General features: G+C 67.3%; 23 protein-coding genes and 1 riboswitch. Of the genes, 12 read left to right on the forward strand and 11 right to left on the reverse strand.

Annotation, left to right across the window (positions count from 1 at the left end; all coding sequences use genetic code 11):
* Positions 1-109: 109 nt before the first annotated feature.
* Positions 110-1,210 carry an NADH:flavin oxidoreductase/NADH oxidase gene (locus Q9Q79_RS01065; protein ID WP_099474165.1) on the forward strand — a complete coding sequence of 367 codons (1,101 nt, stop codon included), beginning with the start codon at positions 110-112 and terminating at the stop codon, positions 1,208-1,210.
* A gap of 3 nt (positions 1,211-1,213) precedes the next feature.
* Here Q9Q79_RS01065 and Q9Q79_RS01070 read toward each other — a convergent pair whose 3' ends face one another.
* Positions 1,214-2,125 (reverse strand): LysR family transcriptional regulator, encoded by a 912-nt coding sequence (locus Q9Q79_RS01070; protein WP_005407675.1) that lies wholly within the window; start codon positions 2,123-2,125, stop codon positions 1,214-1,216.
* A 114-nt stretch (positions 2,126-2,239) separates the two neighbouring features.
* Between Q9Q79_RS01070 and purU the strand changes: the two genes are divergently transcribed.
* On the forward strand, positions 2,240-3,091 hold the full coding sequence (gene purU / locus Q9Q79_RS01075) for a formyltetrahydrofolate deformylase (RefSeq protein ID WP_005411937.1): 852 nt from the start codon (positions 2,240-2,242) through the stop codon (positions 3,089-3,091).
* A 292-nt stretch (positions 3,092-3,383) separates the two neighbouring features.
* On the opposite strand, the gene pncA is transcribed toward purU, so the two are convergent.
* The 4 genes from pncA to Q9Q79_RS01095 all read right to left on the reverse strand — a co-directional run bounded on the left by pncA (position 3,384) and on the right by Q9Q79_RS01095 (position 7,806).
* The gene (pncA, locus tag Q9Q79_RS01080) at positions 3,384-4,010 is read right to left on the reverse strand and encodes a bifunctional nicotinamidase/pyrazinamidase (protein ID WP_024956219.1); all 627 of its coding nucleotides are present in this window, start codon (positions 4,008-4,010) and stop codon (positions 3,384-3,386) included.
* A gap of 55 nt (positions 4,011-4,065) precedes the next feature.
* Positions 4,066-4,737 carry an epoxyqueuosine reductase QueH gene (locus tag Q9Q79_RS01085; protein WP_005411939.1) on the reverse strand — a complete coding sequence of 224 codons (672 nt, stop codon included), beginning with the start codon at positions 4,735-4,737 and terminating at the stop codon, positions 4,066-4,068.
* A 175-nt stretch (positions 4,738-4,912) separates the two neighbouring features.
* A riboswitch (cobalamin riboswitch) is annotated at positions 4,913-5,142 on the reverse strand.
* 134 nt (positions 5,143-5,276) lie between these two features.
* A complete protein-coding gene (locus Q9Q79_RS01090) occupies positions 5,277-6,686 on the reverse strand; it encodes a nicotinate phosphoribosyltransferase (RefSeq protein WP_099474163.1) in 1,410 nt (469 codons plus the stop codon).
* 64 nt (positions 6,687-6,750) lie between these two features.
* Positions 6,751-7,806, reverse strand: coding sequence for a bifunctional nicotinamide-nucleotide adenylyltransferase/Nudix hydroxylase (locus tag Q9Q79_RS01095; protein WP_086016255.1), 1,056 nt, complete (start codon positions 7,804-7,806; stop codon positions 6,751-6,753).
* Between the two features lie 187 nt (positions 7,807-7,993).
* Here Q9Q79_RS01095 and Q9Q79_RS01100 point away from each other — a divergent pair, with 187 nt between their 5' ends.
* Positions 7,994-9,886: a patatin-like phospholipase family protein gene (locus Q9Q79_RS01100; RefSeq protein WP_005407681.1), complete on the forward strand. Its 1,893-nt coding sequence runs from the start codon at positions 7,994-7,996 to the stop codon at positions 9,884-9,886.
* Here Q9Q79_RS01100 and Q9Q79_RS01105 read toward each other — a convergent pair.
* On the reverse strand, positions 9,880-10,050 hold the full coding sequence (locus Q9Q79_RS01105) for a hypothetical protein (RefSeq protein WP_201863760.1): 171 nt from the start codon (positions 10,048-10,050) through the stop codon (positions 9,880-9,882). The genes Q9Q79_RS01100 and Q9Q79_RS01105 overlap by 7 nt on opposite strands.
* 223 nt (positions 10,051-10,273) lie before the next feature.
* Positions 10,274-11,641: a short-chain fatty acyl-CoA regulator family protein gene (locus Q9Q79_RS01110; RefSeq protein ID WP_012478808.1), complete on the reverse strand. Its 1,368-nt coding sequence runs from the start codon at positions 11,639-11,641 to the stop codon at positions 10,274-10,276.
* Positions 11,642-11,756: 115 nt separating this feature from the next.
* On the opposite strand from Q9Q79_RS01110, the gene Q9Q79_RS01115 reads away from it, so the two are divergent.
* Genes Q9Q79_RS01115 through mmsB form a run of 5 tightly spaced genes read left to right on the forward strand, consistent with a single transcriptional unit; the run spans position 11,757 to position 17,296 of the window.
* Positions 11,757-13,262: a CoA-acylating methylmalonate-semialdehyde dehydrogenase gene (locus Q9Q79_RS01115; protein ID WP_012478809.1), complete on the forward strand. Its 1,506-nt coding sequence runs from the start codon at positions 11,757-11,759 to the stop codon at positions 13,260-13,262.
* A gap of 14 nt (positions 13,263-13,276) precedes the next feature.
* Positions 13,277-14,443: an acyl-CoA dehydrogenase family protein gene (locus Q9Q79_RS01120; protein ID WP_005407684.1), complete on the forward strand. Its 1,167-nt coding sequence runs from the start codon at positions 13,277-13,279 to the stop codon at positions 14,441-14,443.
* Positions 14,440-15,237, forward strand: coding sequence for an enoyl-CoA hydratase (locus Q9Q79_RS01125; RefSeq protein ID WP_005411946.1), 798 nt, complete (start codon positions 14,440-14,442; stop codon positions 15,235-15,237). The genes Q9Q79_RS01120 and Q9Q79_RS01125 overlap by 4 nt, the downstream gene beginning before the upstream one ends.
* Positions 15,234-16,409 carry an enoyl-CoA hydratase/isomerase family protein gene (locus Q9Q79_RS01130; RefSeq protein ID WP_012478810.1) on the forward strand — a complete coding sequence of 392 codons (1,176 nt, stop codon included), beginning with the start codon at positions 15,234-15,236 and terminating at the stop codon, positions 16,407-16,409. Before Q9Q79_RS01125 ends, Q9Q79_RS01130 begins: the two co-directional genes overlap by 4 nt.
* The gene (gene mmsB, locus Q9Q79_RS01135; protein ID WP_005407687.1) at positions 16,406-17,296 is read left to right on the forward strand and encodes a 3-hydroxyisobutyrate dehydrogenase; all 891 of its coding nucleotides are present in this window, start codon (positions 16,406-16,408) and stop codon (positions 17,294-17,296) included. The genes Q9Q79_RS01130 and mmsB overlap by 4 nt, the downstream gene beginning before the upstream one ends.
* A 148-nt stretch (positions 17,297-17,444) precedes the next feature.
* Here mmsB and Q9Q79_RS01140 read toward each other — a convergent pair whose 3' ends face one another.
* Positions 17,445-17,870: an organic hydroperoxide resistance protein gene (locus tag Q9Q79_RS01140; RefSeq protein ID WP_004153735.1), complete on the reverse strand. Its 426-nt coding sequence runs from the start codon at positions 17,868-17,870 to the stop codon at positions 17,445-17,447.
* 111 nt (positions 17,871-17,981) lie between these two features.
* On the reverse strand, positions 17,982-18,962 hold the full coding sequence (locus Q9Q79_RS01145) for a cation transporter (protein WP_005407688.1): 981 nt from the start codon (positions 18,960-18,962) through the stop codon (positions 17,982-17,984).
* Positions 18,963-19,089: 127 nt separating this feature from the next.
* Between Q9Q79_RS01145 and Q9Q79_RS01150 the strand changes: the two genes are divergently transcribed.
* On the forward strand, positions 19,090-19,245 hold the full coding sequence (locus Q9Q79_RS01150) for a hypothetical protein (protein WP_005407689.1): 156 nt from the start codon (positions 19,090-19,092) through the stop codon (positions 19,243-19,245).
* 295 nt (positions 19,246-19,540) lie between these two features.
* On the opposite strand, the gene Q9Q79_RS01155 is transcribed toward Q9Q79_RS01150, so the two are convergent.
* Together Q9Q79_RS01155 and Q9Q79_RS01160 are read right to left on the reverse strand one after the other, a co-directional pair.
* A complete protein-coding gene (locus tag Q9Q79_RS01155; protein ID WP_012478814.1) occupies positions 19,541-21,322 on the reverse strand; it encodes a peptidoglycan-binding protein in 1,782 nt (593 codons plus the stop codon).
* A gap of 42 nt (positions 21,323-21,364) precedes the next feature.
* The gene (locus Q9Q79_RS01160; RefSeq protein ID WP_005407691.1) at positions 21,365-21,784 is read right to left on the reverse strand and encodes a lysozyme inhibitor LprI family protein; all 420 of its coding nucleotides are present in this window, start codon (positions 21,782-21,784) and stop codon (positions 21,365-21,367) included.
* 217 nt (positions 21,785-22,001) lie between these two features.
* Here Q9Q79_RS01160 and dusA point away from each other — a divergent pair, with 217 nt between their 5' ends.
* The 3 genes from dusA to Q9Q79_RS01175 all read left to right on the forward strand — a co-directional run bounded on the left by dusA (position 22,002) and on the right by Q9Q79_RS01175 (position 24,378).
* Positions 22,002-23,033 (forward strand): tRNA dihydrouridine(20/20a) synthase DusA, encoded by a 1,032-nt coding sequence (gene dusA, locus Q9Q79_RS01165; protein WP_044569375.1) that lies wholly within the window; start codon positions 22,002-22,004, stop codon positions 23,031-23,033.
* A 213-nt stretch (positions 23,034-23,246) separates the two neighbouring features.
* Entirely contained in the window at positions 23,247-23,621 is a 375-nt protein-coding gene (locus tag Q9Q79_RS01170; protein ID WP_005407693.1) for a hypothetical protein, read from the forward strand.
* A gap of 73 nt (positions 23,622-23,694) precedes the next feature.
* A complete protein-coding gene (locus tag Q9Q79_RS01175) occupies positions 23,695-24,378 on the forward strand; it encodes a response regulator transcription factor (protein WP_004136763.1) in 684 nt (227 codons plus the stop codon).
* Positions 24,379-24,385: the final 7 nt, after the last annotated feature.

The raw sequence follows: 24,385 nt of genomic DNA on the forward strand, positions 1-24,385 counted from the left end.
GTCGACTCTACAGGCCACCCGCCGCCGCGAAACAGCGATCCATCCAGATGGTTGATCCCGGAGCCGTGCGGCGGTGCAATACGCATCCCCTACGTCGTCCATCACTGTCTTGAGCCAGCTGTTTTCGCCGATCTCGTTCGGCCCCCTGACCCTGTCCAACCGCATCGTCGTCGCGCCGATGTGCCAGTACTCCGCCGAAGACGGCCGCGCCAGCGACTGGCATGCCATGCACCTGGGCAACCTGGCGCAATCCGGCGCCGGCCTGCTGATCCTGGAAGCCACCGCAGTCGAGCCGCGTGGCCGCATCAGCTGGGCCGACCTGGGCCTTTGGGATGACGGCACCGAGGCCGCGTTGGCACAGGTACTGGCCAGCGTCCGCCGCTGGTCGCCGATGCCGCTGGGCATCCAGCTCGGCCATGCCGGTCGCAAGGCCTCGGTGAACCGCCCTTGGGACGGCGGTGGCCAGCTGCCGGCCGACGATGCGCGTGGCTGGGCCACCGTGGCGCCGTCGCCGCTGCCGTTCCACGCCGCCGATCCGGCACCGCAGGAACTGGACGACGCCGGCATCGCCGAGGTCATCGCCGCCTTCGCCGCCAGTGCGGTGCGTGCCGAGCGCCTCGGCTTCGAGCTGATCGAGCTGCATGCCGCCCACGGCTACCTGCTGCACCAGTTCCTGTCGCCGCTGAGCAACCGTCGCACTGATGGCTACGGTGGCTCATTGCCGAACCGCCTGCGCCTGCTGGTGGAAGTGTTCGACGCCGTGCGTGCGGCGGTATCGGACAAGGTCGCCGTGGGCGTGCGCATCTCCGCCAGCGACTGGGTCGATGGCGGCTGGGATCTGGTGCAGAGCGAAGCGCTGGCCCAGGTGCTGGACGCGCGCGGCTGCAATTTCCTGCACGTCTCCAGCGGTGGCCTGGACGAACGCCAGAAGATCACCGTCGGTCCGGGCTACCAGGTGCCGTTCGCGGCAGCGATCAAGGCCAAGGTGCGCATGCCGGTCATCGCCGTGGGCATGATCACCGAGCCCGAGCAGGCCGAATCGATCCTGCGCCATCGCCACGCCGATGCCGTGGCCCTGGCGCGCGGCATCCTCTACGACCCGCGCTGGCCGTGGCATGCCGCTGCCGCATTGCGCGACAGCGTGGAACCGGCGCCACAGTACCTGCGCTGCGAGCCGCGCGATGCGCGCGGCGTGTTCAAGACGCGCTGAGGCTCACACCCGCCAGGCCGGCGCGATGCCGGCCTGAAGGTGTTCGAACAGCGCGCGGATCTTGGCGGTGAAATCGCGGCGGTCGCTGACGCAGAAGTAGACCTCCATCGGTTCCGGGCGCCACGCGGTGTCGGCGTCGAACACCGCCTGCAGGCGGCCCTCGCGCAGGTACGGCTCGGCCACGAATGCGGCCAGCCGGGTGATGCCGGCACCGGCCGCCGCCAGCGTCGCCAGCGCATCGATGTCATCGCAGACCATGCTCGGTGGCAGCGCGGCGTCCACGCGCTGGCCGTCCTTCAGCAGGCCCCAGCGCAATGGTCGGCCATCGGTGGGGAAGCGGTGCAGCAACCCGCGATGACCGCCCAGATCGGAAGGCTGTTGCGGGGTACCGTGCGCCTTCAGGTAGGCCGGCGAGGCACAGAACACGAACGGAACACGCGCCAGCTGCCGCGCGACCACCCCATCCTCCAGCTGCGCCCCGATGCGGATGCTGGCATCCACCGCTTCCGGCCCATGCTGCACGGCGCGGTCGGTCAGGCGCAGCTCCAGCTGCAGTTGTGGGTAGCGCTGCTGCAGTGAAGGCAACAAGGGGGCAAGCACGTGGCGACCGAAGGCACTGCTGCTGGCGATGCGCAGCGGCCCGGCCGGTTCGATGTCACCGGCGGTGACCATCGCCTGCGCGCGCGCCAGGTCGGCTTCGATGTGGCGCACCTGCGCCAGGTACAGCGCGCCGGCCTCGCTGAGGGCCAGCTGCCGCGTACTCCGGTTCAGCAACCGTACGCCCAGATGGGCCTCCAGCCGGTTGATGTTCTGGCCGACCGCGGTGGCGCTGATGCCAAGGATGCGGGCCGCGGCGGCAATGCTGCCGGTCTCTGCGGTGCGGGTGAAGCTGCGGATCAGTTGCAACAGGTTCATGACCGACCAGCTTGCCACGGGAAGGTCCAAGTATCGCTTGGTACTGAACCAAGCAGGTCGGTTGCACCCGTGATCATCCGGCCGCTGGGCAGGGCGCTGCCCTACACTGTAGCGATGCGCCCCGATTCCATTCTTACCCTGTCCTGCCCCGACCGCACCGGCATCGTCTACCGCGTGTCCGGCCTGCTGTTCGACCACGGCTGCAACATCCTCGACGCCCAGCAGTTCGGCGATGAGGAGAGTGGCCGCTTCTTCCTGCGCGTGCACTTCGATCGCGATGCCGGCCTGCCGCTGGAGACCGTGCACGCCGCCATGGCCACGCTTGCCGAAGGCTTCGGCATGGACTGGCAGCTGCACGATGGCCGACGCCGCGCACGGCTGCTGGTGCTGGTCAGCAAACAGGGGCATTGCCTCAACGACCTGCTGTTCCGCGCCCACAGCGGCCAGCTGAAGGTGGACATCGCAGCAGTGGCATCCAACCACGCCGACTTCGCGCCGCTGGCGGCGTCCTACCAGGTGCCGTTCCACCACCTGCCGGTGACCGCCGATACACGCGCGGTGCAGGAGCAGCAGATCATCGACCTGGTCGAGCGCGAACGCATCGATCTGGTGGTGCTGGCGCGCTACATGCAGATCCTGTCACCCACGCTGTGCCGCGCGCTGGCCGGCCGTGCGATCAACATCCACCACAGCTTCCTGCCCAGCTTCAAGGGCGCGCAGCCGTACCACCAGGCACACGCGCGTGGGGTCAAGATCATCGGCGCCACCGCGCACTACGTCACCGAGGACCTGGACGAAGGCCCGATCATCGAACAGGACGTGGCCCGCGTGGACCATGCGATGGCACCGCGTGAACTGGTGCGGCTGGGAAGTGATACCGAATCGCTGGTGCTGGCACGCGCGGTTCGCCGCCATGTGGAGCACCGCATCCTGCTCAATGGGCATCGCACGGTGGTATTCCGGTAATCGCCCATCCCGCGTCCGCCGGGCATGGCCCGGCGCTACCACGGGTGCTATCCGGTAGTGCCGGCCGCTGGCCGGCAACTGCAGAGATCCCGAGGTTGCCGGCCAGCGGCCGGCACTACCGAATCCTGATTTCATCCAATGAAAAGCCCCCGGTTCGGCCGTCCCGCGATCTGTAGGGGGGCGTAGTTAGGGGGCTGGATGAATCGATTGTGTTGTTGTGGGCAGGAGCGCGCAAGCGGCATAAGCGACGTGCGCGGTAGCGCCGCGCCGGGCCATGCCCGGCGGTCACGCCTCAGACGATCGCGATCCCCGCCTTGCCCAGCGCCTCGCGCACCATCACGTCGTTGGCTTCGGTCACCGGCTTGGTCAGCTCCCACAGGAACTTCACCCGGAAGCCGGACTTCACCGCGTCCTGCGCGCTCCACAGCACGCAGTAGTCACGGGCCAGGCCGCATACGTGCACTTCGCGGATGCGGCGTTCATGCAGCCAGCCGGCCAGGCCGGTGGCCGGGCGCTCGCCATCGGGGCCGTGGTTCTCGCGGAAGGCGCTGTACGAATCCACCTGTTGGCGCGTGCCCTTGCGCAGGATCAGGTCGGCCACGGTCCAGTCCACGCCCGGGTGCAGGGCGGCACCGGCGCTGCCCTGCACGCAGTGGTCCGGCCACAGGGTCTGCGGCTGCGCGTGCAGCAGGATGGTCTCGAACGGGCGTTGGCCGGGGTGCTGGCTGGCGAACGAGGCATGGTCGGCCGGGTGCCAGTCCTGTGTTGCCACCACGGTGCGGTAGCGGCGCTGCACCAGCAGATCGGCAATGGGTGCCACCAGCGCATCGCCCTGGTCGCAGGCCAGGGCGCCACCGGGCATGAAGTCCGGCTGCAGGTCGATCACCAGCAGGGCGACATCGGCGGGCAGGGCGGTCATGGCAGTTCCGGTACAACAGAAGGGGCGACCAGCGTGGCCGCCCCATGCCTGCACGTCAATCGTCCTGCGGCGTCCCAGCGTCCTGCCCGTAGTACAACAGGCCGATCTTGATCCGCTCGCGGCCATTCTCGCGGCGATGGCGGTTGGCATCGCGCAGCGAGTACACGCAGCCGCAGTATTCCTGCTGGTAGAACTGCTCGCGCTTGCTGATCTCGATCATGCGGCTGGCACCGCCGCCCTTGCGCCAGTTGTAGTCCCAGTACTGCAGGCCTTCATAGCGCGAGGCGGCGCGGATGCCGCAGTCGTTGATCTGCGCCATGTTCTTCCAGCGCGAGATGCCCAGCGAAGAACTGATGGTGTCGTAACCGTGCTCGTGCGCGTACAACGCAGTGCGCTCGAAGCGCATGTCGAAGCACATCGTGCAGCGGATGCCGCGCTCGGGCTCGTTTTCCATGCCGCGTGCACGGCTGAACCAGTTGTCGGTGTCGTAGTCGCAGTCGATGAAGGGAATGCCGTGCTGCTCGGCGAAGCGGATGTTCTCCTGCTTGCGCAGCTCATACTCCTTCACCGGGTGGATGTTGGGGTTGTAGAAGAAGATCGCGTAGTCGATCCCGGAGGCGGTGATCGCCTCCATCACTTCGCCGGAACAGGGCGCGCAGCACGAATGCAGCAGCAGGCGCTTGCCGTCGGCGGGCAGGGTCAGGGTGGGGCGTTGGAGCTCGGTCATCGTCAGGTACCGCATGGACCGCCGGCAACGGCGGTGGTCCATGCATCAGCGCGTGGGTGAACGGGTCTGGCCGGATACCGTGAACAGGACGCGCGCGGCCACGCCGCCTGCACGCGCAGGACGACGACGGCCCCGGCAACCTCCCCGCGGAGATTCCAGGTCGAGTCAGGGGACGGTCGTGTCCCCCGGCCGGGGCCGGTATTCGGGCTGATGGACACGGGCCGCAGCCCACCTACTACCTGCCGCTTCCCAGGCGCGAGCCCAGTGCTGTTGGCAGGATTCGTTTCCATTCACCGCTGCGGGGCAGCTCCGGAATGGACGCGCGAGGCGCCTTCACCGGATTCCCGTTTAAACCCCTCCCCGCGCCGCAGCGATGGGAGGGATACCTTCGGCGTGTGCAAGGTGGACCTGTTGGTGGCGCCGGTCAAGAGCGCAGGGGTCAGAACCCGCTGCGCTGCAACGGGATCCGACCCCAGCGGAAGGAAGGGGTCGGATCCCGCTGCCACGCAGCGGGCTCTGACCCCGGTCGGGATGCACCTTCAATGCCCCACGGCCGCCCGCGTGCGGATGTCGTCCAGCCGCTGGTCGTACAGAAGATGGCCGTTCTCCCACACGGTCACCATTGCGTCCTCGAAGCCGTCCGGCAGGGTGTCGTCGCCGTTGGCCGGCAGTGGCACCGTATGCAGGCTGCCATCGTCCAGGCGGCGCAGCAGGCGCATGCGGCCGCGCTTGCTGGCCTTGCCGGCGTCGGTGACCGGATCCTTGTAGACGTCGATCCACTCACCCTCGACCCGCGCCGCCGAGCACTTCAGCGCGAACTTCTGCGTATCGCGGTCCAGTCGCTGCAGCAGTGCACCGCCCATGCCGAAGGCCACGTTGTCGGCAGCGTAGCCGTCGTCGGTGGTGCGCTGCAGGATCGCGCGGATGGTGTCCGGATTGATGCCATCGCCCTGGATCACCCGCACGTGGTTGAGCACGCGATAGCCCTTGCCGTTGAGGCTGTGGCCGAAGGCTTCATCCAGCCGGCGCAGGCTTTCGGCCACCACCTCCACCGGGTCACCCGAGTCGGGTCGGATGACCAGGGTGGCGCCCGACGCGATCACGTCATCGCGCAGGGTGGTGCCCCAGTGTTCGCTGATCGCGTGGTAGATGTCATAGCTGTCCGACACCACCGCCACGATCGAACCGGGCTTGCCGAACTGGCGCAGCATGTTGCGATAGGCGTCCACCTCGCGTTCGCGGCCCCAACTGGTGATGGTGCTGTGCTCAGCGGCCGGAATCGAATAGCCGGCCATCGGCGTGTGGTAGTGCGCGCGTGCCAGGCACAGCGCCGACACGGTATCGGTGCCGAGGAAGTTGACCAGGTGCGCGGCACCGCCCAACGCGGCCGATTCCAGGCTCGATACACCGCGCGCGCCGAAGTCGTGCAGCTTGAACGGCAGCTGCTCCTGCGGGTCGTCGCTGGTCTGCTGCAGGAACGCGGCGATGGTCTGCCGTGCGTGCCAGCTGATGGTGGCCACCGTGACCGGATACCACACGCGCAGCAGCAGCGTTTCCAGATACGACGGCACCCAGAACGCAGCCGGATCGGTCGACTCGATGGTCATCAGTGCCTGGTGGGTGGGCACCACGCTGCCCTCGGGAACGGCGCGGATGCGCACCGGCAGGTGGCCGCCAAGCCGGTCGACGATATCGCGCCAGCCGGCCTCGTTGAACGGTTCGCCGTGCGCGGCGAATACCGCAGCAGCGTCGTCGATGTCGGCGTGGGTGACCGGTCGTGCCAGCGCGTCCTTGAGGATCGCCTGCAGGCCGAAGAACACCGTGCGATCGTGCAGGCCGCCACGTGATTCGACGTAGAAGAACGTGGCATCGGTACCCGGCGGATACTGCAGCCAATGGCTGGCCTTGTAGCTGTCGGTGTTGAGGAGAAGATTATCGAGGTAGTGCATGACGGAAGCTCCTTCGCGTCGAGTGACACCAGCGGTCTGTCCGCCAGTGGGAAGGCCGGGCCTGTCAGCCGCGGCCGAGGAAATACTCCAGGATGTGCAGGTGGTCTTCGAACAGCTGCGGGCCCATGTCCAGGGCTTCACTCACCGGTATCCAGCGCGCCTTGTCGGCGTCATCGCCGCCGCGCACCGGCGGCAGGTCACCGGCCGGAAACTCGAAGTGGAAGCCGTGGGTGATGGTGCGGCCGCGCTGGCTGCGGTCGGGGTGGTCGAAGACCTGCTGGCCCTTCAGCGAACCCTTCAGCACCGGCAGCGGAATCTTCAGCCGGGTTTCCTCGCGCAGTTCGCGCAGGCAGCTGTCGAGCAGGCTCTGTTCCTGGCCGACGAAGCCGCCGGGCAGCGCCCACAGCCCCTTGCCGGGTTCCGAGCGGCGACGCACCAGCAGCACGTGGCCTGAATGCACCACCACCGCATCGGTGGTGACGAAGGTGGGCGCGTAGGGCGCATCCTTCCAGGCGGCCTTGTACTGTTCGATGAAGCGGTACTCGGCCACCAGCTGGCCATAGGCAGGCGCGCTTTTGCGGAACGCTTCAAGCATGTCGTACACCGGCGCCGGCACATTGCCACGCAGCATCAGCAGCGCGCCGTGGAAGTCGACGTCGCCGGCTTCGAACAGGTAGCGCCGCAGCTCGGTGGCCGACAGGGTGGCGGTGTGCTGCACGTCCACCAGCGGCCACTGCGGGAACTCGCGCAGGTAGTAGCTGGACGCGTCCTTGTCCATGCCGATCAGGCCTACCTTCGCATCGGCGGCGGCGCCGTCGTTGCGCAGGGCTTCAGCCACCTGGCGCTGCACGTTGGCGATCCACTGCGCTTCGTTGTACAGGTGGTCACGCAGCGGGCGGATCAGCAGGCGGTCGGTGTGGCCATCGAGGGCGGCCTGGATCATCACGGCACGTTCGGCCACGGTCCAGGGATTGCGCAGGCTGCGGGGGGTATCGGCAGAGCCGACCAGGAAGATCAGCTTGCGGGCCCGGCTCAGGGCCAGGCGGGCAACGGCGGCGTGGCCGTTGTGGAAGGGCTCGAATCGCCCGATGAAGACGAGATAGTCGAATTCCATGAGAATCCCTCATGTCGTTGTGGCAGCCGCGGGTCTGTCCCTTGGCTTGCTGCAGATGCTACGCCGATGGCGGGGCGGGTCAAGCCTGCAGCCGTGCATTCTGCTGAACGGCGCATCGCGTGCGCGGACTGCGCCGTTGTTCTCAGGCCCTGAGAAGCCTCTGCGCCATACTGGCACCCACGCGGCGGACGGCATGCTCGGGGGCAAGACAGTGGCGGACAAGTACTGCGATCTGGTCATGAAAGGCGGCATCACCAGCGGCATCGTGTACCCCAATGCGGTACTGGCGCTGGCGCGCGAGTATCGCTTCAAGAGCATCGGCGGCACTTCGGCCGGCGCCATCGCCGCCGCCGTGGCGGCTGCGGCGGCCTGCGGTGATCGTCGTCAGCAGGCCGGCGAGCACCTGCCCGGCGATGCAGGCTATGGCGGGTTGTCGGCGGTGTCGGCGCAGCTGTCGCGGCGCGGCTTCATCTACAGCCTGTTCCAGCCCGCACGCGGCGCACGCGCGGCCTATCGCCTGCTGGTGGTGCTGACCGGCAATGCCAGCCTGCCGCACAAACTGCTGTGCCTGGCCGTTGCCGTGTTCGAGATCGCGCCGCTGGAAGTGCTGGTGTCGCTGGCGCTGCTGCTCGGCCTGGGCTGGTGGGGCGGTGGTTGGAGCGGGGTGGCGGCCACGCTGCTGCCGTCGCTGCTGTGTGCGTACGGTGCAGGTGTGGCCGGTGCCGCGCTTCGTGTGGCACGCGTGGCGCGACGCAATCTGCTGGGCCTGTGCAGCGGCCTCGGCCGCGATGCACGCACGCCGGCACTGACCGAGTGGCTGCACGAATGCCTGCAGCAGTTGTCCGGCAAGCCGCTGGATGCACCGCTCACCTTCGCCGACCTGCACGATGCGCCGCGCTATGCCGGCGAGCCGGACAGCCCGCATGCGATCAGCCTGCAGATGATCACCACCTGCGTGTCGCACAACGAGCCGCGCACGCTGCCGCTGGGCGGCGCGCAGTTCTGGTTCCTGCGCGAGGAATTCGAGCAGCTGTTCCCGGCCAGCGTGGTGCAGTGGCTGGTGACGCAGGCCGGCCCGCCGCTGGAGGTGGAAGGGCGACAGTACTACCACCTGCCGCCGGGCCCGAAGCTGCCGGTGCTGGTGGCCACGCGCATGAGCCTGAGCTTCCCGCTGCTGATCAGCGCGGTGCCGCTGCATGAACCCTCACGCCGCGAACGACGCTGCGAGCCGACCGCGCCGGCGGCCGACCCCGAGCACAACGTGGCCGACAGCATGGAAGGGCTGACCAGCGCCGGGCAGGCTTGCGGCCCGGTGATCACCGCCTTCCGCATCTGCTGGTTCTCCGATGGTGGCATCAGCAGCAATTTCCCGATCCATCTGTTCGATGCCGCGTTGCCGCGCTGGCCTACCTTCGCCATCAATCTGGTCTACCCGCAGCACGCCGAAGAGGTGAACCACGGCAGCAATGGCCGCCAGTCGCTGGAGCACGCGGTGTTCCTGCCCACCGAGAACCGACACGGCTGGCAGCGCACCTACCAGTCGATCGCCACACCGCTGGCGGCCGCCGAGCTGGGCCGCTTCCTGTTCGCGGTGGTGGCGACCATGCAGAACTGGCGCGATCTGCTGCAGGCGCGCGCGCCGGGCTACCGCGACCGCATCGTGCACGTCAGCCTGCAGGGCGACGAAGGCGGCATGAACCTGGACATGCCGCAGGAGGTGCTGACCCGCATCGCCGACAAGGGCAGCCTCGCCGGTGCGCGCTTCTGTTCGTTCTCGTTCGAGAACCACTACTGGATCCGCTGGCGCAACCTGGCCTCGGCCTACCAGCGCTACACGCTGGAAGTGGCACGCACCGATGATCCGGCGCAGCAGGTACTGGCCTACCGCGCGGCCTATTCGATGGTTGCCCGCGGGGAACCGGCACCGCCGTCGTACAAGCTGGGCTCGGAAGACAAGCGGCTGGCCTCGCAGCAGCTGTGGGGGTTGATGGTCGAGCAGGGACGTACCTGGGAAGACCTCGGCCCGGACCTTACTGACGGCGCACCGCGTCCGCTGCCGCAGATGAAGGTCACGCCGATCTACTGAGCCGGCAGTAGATCCACGCCATGCGTGGATGCATTTCGCGCAGGGCGAGAGCGTGCCGACCAACGGTCGGCACCCACCATCAGCATCAGCATCAGCATCAGCATCACCATCAGCATCACCATCAGCATCACCATCACCATCAGCATCAGCATCAGCATCAGCATCAGGTTCCAGCAGCAGGAGGAAACTGTCGAAGGCGGGGTGGTGTCGGATTGCGGGGTGTCCGCGGCATGGATGCCGCGGCCAAGCCCCCAGGGACGGGCTCACGGCGTCCCCGCAATCCGACACCGCCCCGCCATCCCACGGAAAGCCCGCTGTTGCTTTTGAGGTTGCCGGCCAGCGGCCGGCACTACCGCAGGTGCAGGGCGCAGCCCTGCCGAACCAACCCTACCGCCCCGGCAACTGCGCGAACGCGCGCTGCATGCAGTCCTCGCGCGGGCACACCCGGCAACCCGGCCCGATCGACACCGAATTGCCCGGGCTCTGTACATCCAGCCCCAGCGAATACACCAGGCGTTCGGCATGCTGCAGGTCGCAGCCCAACGCCACCGCGAACGTCTTGCGTGGCTGGCCATGGCCCACCGGCCCGCTGCTGACCTGCCGCGCCAGCCAGAAATGACGGCGGCCATCGGGCATGCGCGCGGTCTGGGTGAGGATGCGGCCGGGCTGGTTGAACGCCTCGTAGACGATCCACAGCGGGCACGACCCTCCCACCTGCGAGAAATGGAAATCGGTGGCCGAATGGCGCTTGGAGACGTTGCCGGCACGGTCCACGCGGATGAAGAAGAACGGCAACCCGGGCGCACTGCGCCGCGCCAACGTGCTCAGCCGATGACAGACCGCTTCGAAGCCCACGCCGAACTGGTGCGCCAGCAGCTCGATGTCGTAACTGCTGGCCTCGGCCGCACGCAGGAAACGCATGTACGGCATCACCAACGCACCGGCGAAGTAATTCGACAAGCCAATCCGCGCCTGCGCGATGCGTGCCTCATCGGTAAAGCCAGCGCGCGCCACTACCGCATCGATCTGCGGCAGGTAGCCGTGAAGGGCCAGCTCGGCCGCCATCTGGAACGCCTGCTGGCCGGGCTCAAGGTAATCGGGCAGCCACAGCCGCCGCGCACCGGCATCGTATTGCCGTTTCTCGCGCCCGGCCTGCAGTGCGGCCACTTCCACCAGCACGCCATGGCGGTCGGCCAGCAGCTGGCGCAGCCGCGGTGCCACATGCCCGGGCGACAGCCCCCATTCGGCGAACAGCTGCTCGGCCAGCTCGTCCAGTTCGGGGATGTGGTTGTGCATGCGGTTGAAGAACTCGCGCACCTGGTCGCCGGCGGGCAGGGTGCTGCCGGCCCCGGGCTCGCCCAGCTGGAACTCCAGCGCGGCGGCATGCTCGCGCAGCGCCAGGTGGCGGCGGTGCAGGTCCAGCAGTGCGCGGCTGACCTGCGGCAGGTTGCCCGCCAGGGCGCGCAGTTCAGTGGCACTGACTTCGGCCAGGCCCAGATCGCGCAGGGTCTCGCCCAGCGCTTCCTGCAGGGCAGCGGGCTCATCTTCGTCGAACAGTGAGGAAACATCGCCCAATACCTCGCCCAGCTTCTTCTGCACGGCCGGGGTGAGTGGGCGTTTGTTGCGCTCGATCTGGTTCAGGTAACTGGCCGACAGGCCCAAGGCGCGGGCCAGGTCCACCTGGCTGTAGCCGCGCTGCTCGCGCAGCCGTAGCAAGCGCAGGCCAAGCTGCCGCTGGGTGGCTGAATAATTCACAAAATTAACATGAATCGTCTGGCGTGTTGGCCAGATTAAGCGGATTCAGCCCGGAAATCGAGACGGGTGCTGTGAATAATGCCAAGCATCTTTCGCACCCCGTGGGATTGTCGTCATGACTGTTGCAGCGCCCCGTATCCGCATGCTGATCGATGGCCAGTTCGTTGAATCGGCCACCTCCCACTGGCAGGACGTGATCAATCCGGCCACCCAGGACGTGCTGGCCAAGGTGCCGTTCGCCACCACCGGCGAAGTGGACGCCGCCGTCGCCGCCGCCAAGGAAGCCTTCAAGACCTGGCGCAAGACCCCGATCGGTACCCGCGCGCGCATCTTCCTGAAGTACCAGCAGCTGATCCGCGAGAACATGAGCGAGCTGGCCCACATCCTCACCGCCGAACAGGGCAAGACCCTGCCGGACGCCGAAGGTGATGTGTTCCGTGGCCTGGAAGTGGTCGAGCACGCTGCCGCCATCGGCAACCTGCAGCTGGGCGAGCTGGCCAACAACGTGGCCAATGGCGTGGACACCTACACGATCATGCAGCCGCTGGGCGTGTGCGCTGGCATCACCCCGTTCAACTTCCCGGCGATGATCCCGCTGTGGATGTTCCCGATGGCGATTGCAACGGGCAACACCTTCATCCTCAAGCCGTCCGAGCAGGACCCGATGGTCACCATGCGCCTGGTCGAGCTTGCCCTGGAAGCCGGCATTCCGAAGGGCGTTCTGAACGTCGTCCACGGCGGCGAGGAAGTGGTCAACGCGATCTGCGACCACCCGGACATCAAGGCCGTGTCGTTCGTCGGTTCCACCCGCGTCGGCACCCACGTCTACAATCGTGCCTCGCTGGCCGGCAAGCGCGTGCAGTGCATGATGGGCGCCAAGAACCACGCCGTGGTGCTGCCGGACGCCAACAAGGAACAGACCCTCAACGCGATGGTCGGTGCCGCCTTTGGTGCTGCGGGCCAGCGCTGCATGGCCGCTTCCACCCTGGTGCTGGTCGGTGAGGCGCGCAACTGGGTGCAGGACCTGGTCGAAAAGGCCAAGACGTTGAAGGTCAGCGCCGGCACCGTGTCCGGTACCGACGTCGGCCCGGTCATTTCCTGCAGCGCCCGCGAGCGCGTGGAAGGCCTGATCGCCTCGGGCGTGGAGCAGGGCGCCAAGCTGGTGCTGGATGGCCGCAAGCCGCAGGTCGATGGTTTCGAGAAGGGCAACTTCGTCGGCCCGACCATCTTTGCCGGTGTCACCACCGACATGCGCATCTACCAGGAAGAAATCTTCGGGCCGGTGCTGGTCATCCTTGAAGCGGAAACGCTGGAAGACGCCATCGCGATGGTCAACAGCAACCCGAACGGCAACGGCACCGCACTGTTCACCCAGTCCGGCGCGGCCGCGCGCAAGTTCCAGGAAGACATCGACGTCGGCCAGGTCGGCATCAACGTGCCGATCCCGGTGCCGGTGCCGCTGTTCTCGTTCACCGGTTCGCGCGCCTCCAAGCTGGGTGACCTGGGCCCGTACGGCAAGCAGGTGGTGCTGTTCTACACCCAGACCAAGACGGTCACCGCGCGCTGGTTCGATGACGAGACGCTGAGCCACGGCGTCAACACCACGATCAGCCTGAAGTAACGGCAGGAGCAGCCATGAGCCACTCGATGACGACGGAACTGGAAGAAGCGCAGCAGGCGTACCGCGAGGCGGCGCGCGACTTCGCACAGGCCGAACTGGCGCCGCACGCCGCGCGATGGGATGCGGAGGGCATCTTTCCGCGCGAGGCGATCGCCAAGGCCGGTGAACTGGGCTTCTGCGGTCTGTACATGGACCCGGAAGTGGGCGGCAGCGGCTTGAGCCGACTGGACGCCGCCGTCGTCATCGAGGAGCTCGCCAACGTCGATCCGTCGACCGCGGCGTACATCAGCATCCACAACATGGCCTCGTGGATGGTGTCCAAGTGGGGCCAGCCGGCCCTGCGCGATGCGTGGGGCACCGATCTGTCCTCGGGCCTCAAGCTGGCCTCGTACTGCCTGACCGAACCGGGTGCGGGTTCCGATGCGGCGTCGCTGAAGACCACCGCCGTGCGCGATGGCGACTTCTATGTGCTGAATGGCTCCAAGGCCTTCATTTCCGGCGCCGGTGCCACCGAGCTGCTGGTGGTGATGGCGCGCACCGGTGGTGCCGGTGCCGGCGGTGTCAGCGCCATTGCGGTGCCGTCGGACCTGCCGGGCATCAGCTTCGGCCGCAAGGAAGAGAAGATGGGCTGGAACAGCCAGCCCACCCGTGGCATCACCTTCGAAAACGTCCGCGTGCCGGTCAGCCACCTTCTGGGAGAGGAAGGCGGCGGATTCAAGCTGGCGATGAAGGGCCTGGACGGCGGCCGCATCAACATCGCCGCCTGCTCGCTGGGCGCCGCGCAGGGTGCGCTGGATGCCGCGCGCCGCTACATGGGCGAGCGCCGCCAGTTCGGCAAGGCGCTGGCCGAGTTCCAGGCGCTGCAGTTCAAGCTGGCCGACATGGTCACCCAGCTGGTCGCCGCCCGGCAGATGGTGCACACCGCCGCGCGCAAGCTCGATGCCGGTGCCAGCGACGCCAACGTGTGGTGCGCGATGGCCAAGCGCTTCGCCACCGATGCCGGCTTCAACGTCTGCAACGAAGCGCTGCAGATCCACGGCGGCTACGGCTACATCCGCGAATACCCGATCGAGCGCCTGCTGCGTGACTGCCGCGTGCACCAGATCCTGGAAGGCACCAACGAGATCATGCGGGTGATCGTTGCCCGTCACCTGCTCAACACCGAAGAGGAACTGCGATGAAGGATTGGCGTACCCAGGAGCACGTGGGCCTGAAGGTGGAGGTCGATGGCCACACCGCCGTGGTCACCCTGAACAACCCGCCGGCGCACACCTGGACCGTGCACAGCCTGTCGGCGCTGCGCGACCTGGTGGGCGCGCTCAACGCAGACCGCGACATCTACGCGCTGGTGATCACCGGTGACGGCGAGAAGTTCTTCTCCGCCGGTGCCGACCTCAACCAGTTCGCCTCCGGCGACAAGGCCGCTGCACGCGAGGCCGCGCGCCGCTTCGGTGAAGCCTTCGAAGCGCTGTCCGGTTTCCGTGGCGTGTCGATCGCCGCGATCAACGGCTACGCCATGGGCGGTGGCCTGGAATGCGCACTGGCCTGCGACCTGCGCATCATTGAAGACCACGCCCAGGTCGCGCTGCCGGAGGCCACCGTCGGCCTGCTGCCGTGTGCCGGTGGCACCCAGAACCTGCCGCGCCTGGTCGGCGAGGGCTGGGCCAAGCGCATGATCCTGCTGGGCGAGCGCATCAATGCCGAGACCGCACTGCGCATTGGCCTGGCCGAAGAAAAGGTCGGCAAGGGCGAAGCCAAGGCACTGGCCCTGGAATGGGCGAAGAAGGCCGGCAAGCAGAGCCCGACCAGCATCGCCGCCTGCAAGACCCTGGTGCAGTCCACCCGCACCGGCACCCACGCCTCGGCGCTGGTGGCCGAGCGTGAAGCCTTCGTCGACCTGTTCGACACCGCCGACCAGGTCGAGGGCGTGACCGCCTTCCTGGAAAAGCGCACCGCGCAGTGGAAGAACGCATGAGCACCGACACCGTTGCCGACGACGCACCGGTGCTGTTCGAGGAGCGCGTGGCCGGCAACGGCGCGCGCATCGGCATCGCCACGCTCAATGCGCCGCGTACGCTCAATGGTTTCTCGCTGCCGATGGCGCACCTGCTGCTGAAGCAGCTGAATGCCTGGGCCGATGACGACGGCATCGCCATGGTGGTGCTGCAGGGTGCCGGTGAGAAGGCGTTCTGCGCCGGCGGCGACCTGCACAGCCTGTACAAGAGCATGGTCGCCTTCCGCGAGGCCGGCTGCAGCGACATCCGCGAGAACGACTACGCCGCCGAGTTCTTCGACGTCGAGTACCGCGTCGATCATCTCATCCACACCTACGCCAAGCCGATCCTGTGCTGGGGCCATGGCATCGTGATGGGCGGCGGCATCGGCCTGATGTCCGGCGCCAGCCACCGCGTGGTCAGCGAGCGCTCCAAGCTGGCCTTCCCGGAAATCACCGTTGGCCTGTTCCCCGATGTCGGTGGCAGCTGGCTGCTGCCGCGCGTACCGGGCAAGGGCGGCCTGTTCCTGGCGCTGACCGGCGCGCTGCTCAACCCGGGCGACGCTATCTACGCCGGCCTGGCCGACGTGCACGTGGCAGAAGAACGCCGCAGCGCGGTGTTCGATGCGCTGCTGCAGGTGGCCTGGTCGGGCGATGCCGCACACAACCACGAACGCCTGACCCATCTGCTGCAGTCGCACGCCAGCGACGCCGCCACCGGCCCGTTGCTGGCCAATGCGGCGCAGGTCGAGGCGCTGTGCGAAGGCGATGACCTGCAGGCCATCGTGGCGCGCATTGCCGGCCTGCAGACCGACGACGCCTGGTTGCAGGCCGCACAGAAGACTCTCGCCGCCGGTGCACCCGGTTCGGCACGGTTGGCGTACGAACTGCAGCGCCGCAGTGCCGGCCAGGATCTGGCCGCGATCTATCGCCTGGAGTACATCGTCGCCCTGCATTGCGCCGCCCACGGTGATTTCGCCGAAGGCATCCGCGCGTTGCTGGTCGACAAGGACCGCAATCCGCAGTGGAACCCGGCCACCCTGGCCGAGGCCACCGGCGCGTGGGCCGACACCTTCTTCGCTTCCCCCTGGGCCGCCGCCGCGCATCCGCTGGCCGACCTGGGCACTCCCCTTGTTGAAAGGAGCCTTGCATGAGCCGCATTGCATTCATCGGGTTGGGCAACATGGGTGGCCCGATGGCCGCCAATCTGGTCAAGAACGGCCACAGCGTGCGCGTGTTCGATCTGGTCCCGGCCGCGGTGCAGGCCGCCGTTGACGCCGGTGCCAGCGCTGCGTCGTCGGCACGCGACACCCTGGCAGATGCCGAAGTGGTGATCTCGATGCTGCCGGCCAGCCGCCACGTCGAAGGCGTGTATCTGGGCGATGACGGCATCCTCGCCGCGATTCCGGCGGGTGCACTGGTCATCGACTGCAGCACCATTGCCCCGGCCAGCGCGCGCAAGGTCTCCGAAGCCGCTGCCGCACGTGGCCTGCAGATGATCGACGCGCCGGTATCCGGCGGTACCGCCGGTGCCCAGGCCGGCACCCTTACCTTCATCGTCGGTGGCGAAGAGGACGCGCTGGAACGCGCGCGCCCGGTGCTGCAGGCGATGGGCAAGAACATCTTCCATGTCGGCGCCAGCGGCGCCGGCCAGGTCGCCAAGCTGTGCAACAACATGGCGCTGGGCGTGATCATGGCGGTGACCGGTGAAGCCATCGCGCTGGGCGTGGCGCACGGCCTGGACCCGAAGGTGCTGTCGCAGATGATGGCGGTCAGCACCGGCCGCAGCTGGGCCACCGAAGTGTGCAACCCGTGGCCGGGCGTGCTGGAAAACGCGCCTGCGTCGCGCGGTTACAGCGGCGGTTTCGGCAGCGATCTGATGCTGAAGGACATGGGCCTGGCGGTGGAAGCGGCGATGAGTGTCGGTGCCTCGATTCCGCTGGGCGAAGTGGCCCGCAACCTGTACTCGATGAACCACCAGGCCGGCCGCGGCAAGCTGGATTTCTCCAGCGTCGTGCAGCTCATCACCAGCGAAAAATGACCTGGTAGTGCCGGCCGCTGGCCGGCAACCTCATGCCCCCCTGTGGGACAACGAAGGTGGGATGGGCGGATGTTCGGTTTCGACTGGCATCCGCCCATTTTTTTGCTCTTTACGTTGGTAGTGCCGGCCGCTGGCCGGCAGCACCCCATCAGGCAACGATCAGCGTCACGTCGATGTTGCCGCGGGTGGCGTTGGAGTACGGGCACACGATGTGCGCCTTCTGCACCAGTTCTTCCACCTGCTCGCGCGGCACGCCCGGCACGTTGATGGTCAGCTCGGCTTCGATGCCGAAGCCGGTCGGGATCTGGCCGATGCCCACTTTGCCGGTCACGGTGGTGTCGGCCGGCAGCGCGACCTTGGCCTGGCCGGCCACGAACTTCAGCGCGCCCAGGAAGCAGGCCGAATAGCCGGCGGCGAACAGCTGTTCGGGGTTGGTGCCCGGGCCACCGGCGCCGCCCAGCTCGCGCGGGGTCGACAGCTGGATGTCCAGCACGTTGTCGGACGAGACGGAACGGCCTTCACGGCCGCCGGTGGAGGTGGCCTGGGCGGTGTACAGAACCTTTTCGATGGACATCGGGATGCTCCTGGTCAGTGGGTGGGTACTGCGTTGGAGCCTACTTTGCCCGCTTTCCGCGTACGTTGGGTTGCAGGGCGTACGAAAAACTTGATCGATCGTCCTGTTGGCCTAGATCGTCCACTCGCGGTCGGTGGTGAACATGATGGTCAACCAGCGGTCCGGCGAGGCCTCGCCCAGCGCGTCGCCGATCTCGTCGCGCAGCTGGTCCCATTCCACCAGCGGCCGCGGCGGGTCGTTTTCCGGAACCACGAAGAACAGCTCGATCTGCTCGCCTCGCCCCACCTGCGCCACGTAGCTGCGGTGCTCGACGAAGCCATGCTTGGCCACGATCGCGCGTGCCACGGCATCCACGTGCGCCTGCAGCTCCGGCGGGGTGACCAGCAGGATGCCGGCCAGCGCCCGGCGCACGGTGCCGAGCGGGGCGATCATCACCAGCACGCAGACGAAGGCAAGGATGGCCGGGTCGATGTACGGCCCGACCCAGGCCCAGGACGTGCCCTGCACCAGCACGCCGCCGAGGAAGGCCAGCAGGTAGCAGGCCGACATGCTGGCCGCGATCACCCAGTTCTTCGCATCCAGTGCGATGAACTCCGAGCCGATGCGGCGGTTGGCGCGCAGGATGAACCAGGCCAGCGCGCCTTCGCCGACGATCGACAGCCCGGCGAAGGCGATGGCCGGGCCCAGCGCAATGTGGCGGCCCCCGGACATCAGTGCATCCACCGCATTGACCAGGGCATACAGTGCCGCACCGATCATCAGCGTGCCGCTGACCCCCAGCACGATCGGCTCAAGGTGCCAGAAACCCATGGTGAAGCGCTGGTTGAGCCTCGACTGCAGCGCATCGGTCTGGGTGGACAGCGCGATCAGGCGTGCCACCAGCAGCGACAGCCAGGTCATGACCACATCGATCAGGCCGTAGATGCCGTCGAAGATGATCAGCGAGGAATTGGCCAGCAGGCCGAATACCACTGCGGCGGCGGCCAGCAGCAGCGAGGCGGCGATCGACAGGCGCAGCACGCCCTGTTCGGTGGCGGGGTCGAAGAACTGCGGGCGGTGGGTGGCCATGGCCCGATTGTAGAGCGGCGGCATGCTTCGCTGCCTTCCGCTGTCCGGCATCGTCGCAGAACGTCGAGGACATCGCCGAGATGCCCAGCGAGCGTGACCGCGAATGCGTCGCCCAGGGCGTGGCCAACATGGTCATCGATTCCTCGGCCGCATGCTGGATATGCAGCGCTACGATGCCGGTGACACGCAGGTCTACCGCGTGCGTGGGCAGGTGTTCCTTGCCTCGGCCGGCCATCTGGGTGCGGTGTTCGATTACCAGCACGTGACGCCGAGGGTACAGATTGATCTGCGCGACGCCCACCCGTGAGACCTGACCGCCTGAGGCGGCAGTGTTTCAAGAAGCAGACCGCCTATGGATGGCGGGTACTGATCACTTGGGGAAAGCTCCGGACGGACTTATCTGTCGTCAAAGCGTCGACGCGATCAAACCGGATCGGCTACACCTCGAGGCCGACTCCCTCGAAGCGTGGGCACGCTCCGGGGGACGCAAGACCTCGCATTTGCGACAATCCTCGACGCACCTCAACCAACGCCCTCGTCGGCCTCAAGCCGACGAGGGGTGAGCAAGGCAATGGCACTCACGGGCCGGTTGGCCCGCTCTCTTACGCCATCATGGCCCGCGGGCCGTGCTGCTGGGTCTGCTGGTCGATCTTCTGCTGCTCGCGCTGCTGATCGCTCACCTGCAATGCCCGCTCGCTGTTTTCCTGCACGCTCTGGCGCATCGCGTCTGCCGTCGATACCGGCGCGGTATTGCGGTTCAACGCGCTTTCGTCGTGCAGTGCATTGGCCTGCACCGCGCGCGCCATCGAGCCATCCTGGTTCAGCTCAACGCGATCAACCCGGTACAGGCCGGCACGTGCAGCTTCCACGGTAAGCGCAGCGGCCAGCTTCTCGCTGTGCTCGCCGGAGGGCAGGCCACGCGCTTCCTCGGCGAACTTCACCTGCACCAGGGTCTCGGTGTACAGCCAGTTCTGCGGGCTGCGCGGGTCGGACATCGGGTACACCGTCTCGCGCGCAGGCTCGGCCGCGGCCTGCTGTTCCGGGGTGCTGCCCTGTGCCTGCGCACGCTGCTGCACTTCATTGGCCAGCGCCTGGCGGGTTTCCGCATCGGCAATGCCGGTCGCTGGCAGGCCATGCTGCTGCTGGAAAGCGTTGATCGCATGGCGGCTGCCACCGCCCAGATAGCCATCGCTGCCGATGGCCTGGCCCTTGGCGTCGGTCAGCCCCAGCGCGGCCAGGTTGCCCTGGAGTTCGCGCGCGTCGCGGTCGATCGCGGCCAGCGTGGCTGGCCCGGCCTTGCCGTCCACCGGGTCCAGGTTGTGCGCGCGCTGGAAGTCTTCCACCGCCTTGCGGGTGGTGGCATCGAAGCGCCGGTCCGGATTCAGCGTCTGCTGGCCGCCAGCACTGGCATAGCCCAGCGTGACCAGATTGCTCTCCAGCTTCAGCACGTCACGGCCGCTGGACCCTTCCTTCAACGTCTGCGAACCGGCCTGCTGGCGCGGTGCGCCGATCTGGTCCAGCGCCACCTTGATGTCCGCATCGTTGTGCTCACCGGCGGGCGAGTAGTCGCGGCTGCTGACCTTGGCATGGGCGCGGTCCATTGCGTCCTTGTTGTTGGCGTAGGCATTTTCGTAGCGCACGGCGATGTCGCCGGCCTTGGGCGCGTCGAAGTACTGGTAGGTCTCGCGGATCTGCCCGGCCTTCGCGCGCAGCGCCTCGTAGTCACCGCCTTCTTCCAGCACCTTCTGCAGCTTGGGCAGCTGGCTGGGCAACTGGTTGGCGGTCTTGGCGATCAGGCTGATCGCTTCGAAGCGGTTTTCCTCGGCGATGCCGCTGCCGTGTGCGTCCACCATCGCCATGCCGATCCGGGTGGCGTTGCGCACCTGCGGGTAGTCGATGTTCGCGTGGATCCACTGCTTGCCCTCGGCCGAACCGGCCCAGGCGTTGATGCTGTCGCGCGTGTTGGTATCGATGAACTGGATCGAGCTGCGCCCGCTCAGGCCATTGCCGTGGCTGAGCAGGTCGCGGCGCAGGTCGGCGTGGTCCTGGGTGAAGGGCAGGTTGTGCGCCTTGGCATAGGTGCTGGCCTGATCGATCACGGCGTCGACATAGGTCGTCTCGCCCGCCTTCAGTGCGTGGCCGTCGATGGCGCCCAGCGCCCACTCGCCGCGCTGGCCGAAGTCGACCTGGATCGCGCCCAGGCTGTAACCGCTGTTCTGCGCGACTTTGTTCACCGTGCCCCAGTGCGGTTCGGTCACGCCCTGGGTGATGCCGGCGATGGCCAGATGGTAGGAGGCGGGACCCCCTTCGGTACCACGGCCGACGGCGAAATACACGGCGCCGGAGGTGGCATCGAGATCATGGGTATCGATGTTGGTTGGCATGTCTTACATCCTTGTGCAGTCAGAGGGTTTGCCCCTCAAGGGTCAGTCCAGCAGCTGCAGATACTTCTGCAGCTGGTCGGCACGCGCGCTCAGGCGCATCACATCGTTCAGCTCGCCCTGCAGGTTGCCGGGCTGCGAATCGTCGTACAGCGCGGTATCCAGTTCGCTATCGCGGCTGCGCGACTGCAGCCACGCGCGCTGGGCATTCACCAGCTTGGTCTTCTTTGCGCCACTCAGCTTTGCCTGCAGCTGGCGGTAGGCCTGGTTCAGGCGCTGGTCCTGGCGCGCGCTTTCCGAGGTCAGGCAGGCGGCCTGCTCGATCGCACCCTGTGCCTTGTCACGGCAGGTGGTGAAGGTCGGGCTCAGCCCGGTGGCAGCCGGTGCTGCGGTTGCCGTGCCGATGGCCAGTACGGCGACCGCCAGCGCGGTGGCGAGGGTCCTGCTCAAACGCTTGTGCTGCATCATCTGCTCCACACGTCCAATCCATTGCGAGCGACGGACTATAACGGCGTCAATATTTCGTCGTCGTCAACGAATCGCGACAACTGTGACCGGTTGCCCGTCATTGTGGGGTGGCGCCGCCCGGCCTGCGGACGGCCCTCGGGCCCGGGCGCCCCGCTATCCGGGCGCCAGCCGCCGCCATTCAGCCGAGCGGTGTAAACTATTGATCTCACTGGCAATGCCAGTCTCCACGATCAACACCCCGATGACGTCCGCCACCGCCCGTTACGCTGATTCCCTGCGCCTGTCCGTTGCCCCGATGATGGACTGGACCGACCGCCATTGCCGCGTGTTCCATCGCGTGCTGGCGCCGGGTGCACGCCTGTACACGGAGATGGTGCACGCCAACGCGGTCATCCACGGCGACCGCGAGCGCCTGCTCGGCTTCGACCGCAGCGAACAGCCGCTGGCGCTGCAGCTTGGCGGCAGCGATCCGGCCCTGCTGGCGCAGGCTGCGCGCATTGCCGCCGAGTGGGGATACGACGAGGTCAACCTCAACTGCGGCTGCCCGTCCGACCGCGTGCAGGCCGGGCGTTTCGGCGCCTGCCTGATGCGCGAGCCGGTACTGGTGGCCGAGTGCGTGGCGGCCATGGTCGATGCGGTCGACATCCCGGTAACGGTGAAGTGCCGCCTGGGCGTGGACGAGGACAACGACTACGACGTGTTTGCCAGCTTCGTCGACCGCCAGGTCGCCGCTGGTGCGGCGATGGTGGTGGTGCATGCGCGCAACGCGTGGCTGAAGGGCCTGTCGCCGAAGGAGAACCGCGAGGTTCCGCCGCTGAAGTACGACTGGGCCTACCGCCTGAAGCAGGAGCGCCCGGCACTGCCGGTGGTGATCAACGGTGGCCTGGCCAGCATCGAGGCGGTACAGGCGCAGGCCGCGCACGTCGATGGCGTGATGCTGGGCCGGGCGGCCTATCACGACCCCTATCTGCTGCATCAGCTGGAGGCGCTGCACACCGGCGCCCCGCTACAGGCACGTGGTGACCTGCTGCGCGCGATGCGCCCCTACATCGAGGCGCGGCTGCGCGAAGGCCTGGCGCTGAAGCACATCACCCGCCACCTGCTCGGCCTGTTCCATGGCCAGCCCGGTGGTCGCGCCTTCCGCCAGGTGCTGAGCGAGGGCGCACACCGCCCGGGCGCCGGCTGGAGCTTGATCGAACAGGCCTTGGCGGTCACCGAACGCGAAGCTGATCGCGCCGCAGCGTGACGTCGGTCACGGTCCTGACTTGACAAGGGGCGGCGATTCGTCCCGAATGTTCACCTAGATGAACGACGCGAGCGCAGGGCCGGAAAAGTTCAGACCGGATTCACTGCCCCAAACCAAGAATTTGCAAAGGATTTGTAAAGCGCCGGGTCCCGAACCCGGCTCCCGGATTTACGACTTTTGAACGAATCGCCGTGCTCGGCTAGGATCGCATCGATGTCTTCCGCTCCCTTCCATCGCCGCATTGCCCTGGCCACCTGCGTGGTGCTGGCGGCTGCGCCGCTGTCTTCGGCGCTGGCGCAACAGCCGCCGCGTGGCGATCAGGGGCGCGCGGAGATGATGGAGCGGGGCGAGCGCGGTGGCCGTGGCGACGAGCGCTCGCTGTCCGATGCCGTGCGCCGCGTGCAGCGCACCACCGGCGGCCACATCCTCGGCGCCGAGCGCGTGCCGTTCGATGGGCGTGACATCAACCGGGTGAAGTACATGGACGACCGGGGCCGGGTCCGCTACATGGACGACCCCGCACCGTCGCGTTCACAGCCGCGCACGCCGCGGTCGGATATGTCATCACTACGCGGCGATAACCCCTGAACAGGGATAGTTGTCGCTATCAACCCGTACCCCACAGGCCTCCGGGCCACACCCAGGACACTAGGGAGAGTTCATGCGTATCCTTCTGGTCGAAGACGAAGCCCCGCTGCGTGAGACCCTGGCAGCCCGGCTCAAGCGCGAAGGCTTTGCCGTCGATGCTGCGCAGGACGGCGAGGAAGGCCTCTACATGGGGCGCGAAGTTCCGTTCGATGTCGGCATCATCGACCTCGGCCTGCCCAAGATGTCGGGCATGGAGCTGATCAAGGCCCTGCGTGACGAAGGCAAGAAGTTCCCGGTGCTGATCCTGACCGCGCGTTCGAGCTGGCAGGACAAGGTCGAAGGCCTGAAGCAGGGCGCCGACGACTACCTGGTCAAGCCGTTCCACGTCGAAGAGCTGCTGGCCCGCGTCAACGCGCTGCTGCGCCGCGCCGCCGGCTGGAGCAAGCCGACCCTGGAATGCGGCCCGGTCGCTCTGGACCTGGCTGCGCAGACCGTCAGCGTGGCCGGCAGCAATGTCGACCTGACCAGCTACGAATACAAGGTGCTGGAGTACCTGATGATGCACGCCGGTGAACTGGTCTCCAAGGCCGACCTCACCGAGCACATCTACCAGCAGGACTTCGACCGCGACTCGAACGTGCTGGAGGTCTTCATCGGCCGCCTGCGCAAGAAGCTGGACCCGGATGGCGAACTGAAGCCGATCGAGACCGTGCGCGGTCGCGGCTACCGTTTCGCGATTCCGCGCAACGAGGGCTGAGCCGGCT

The organism is Stenotrophomonas sp. a6, assembly GCF_030913325.1.
Taxonomy (GTDB): domain Bacteria; phylum Pseudomonadota; class Gammaproteobacteria; order Xanthomonadales; family Xanthomonadaceae; genus Stenotrophomonas; species Stenotrophomonas maltophilia.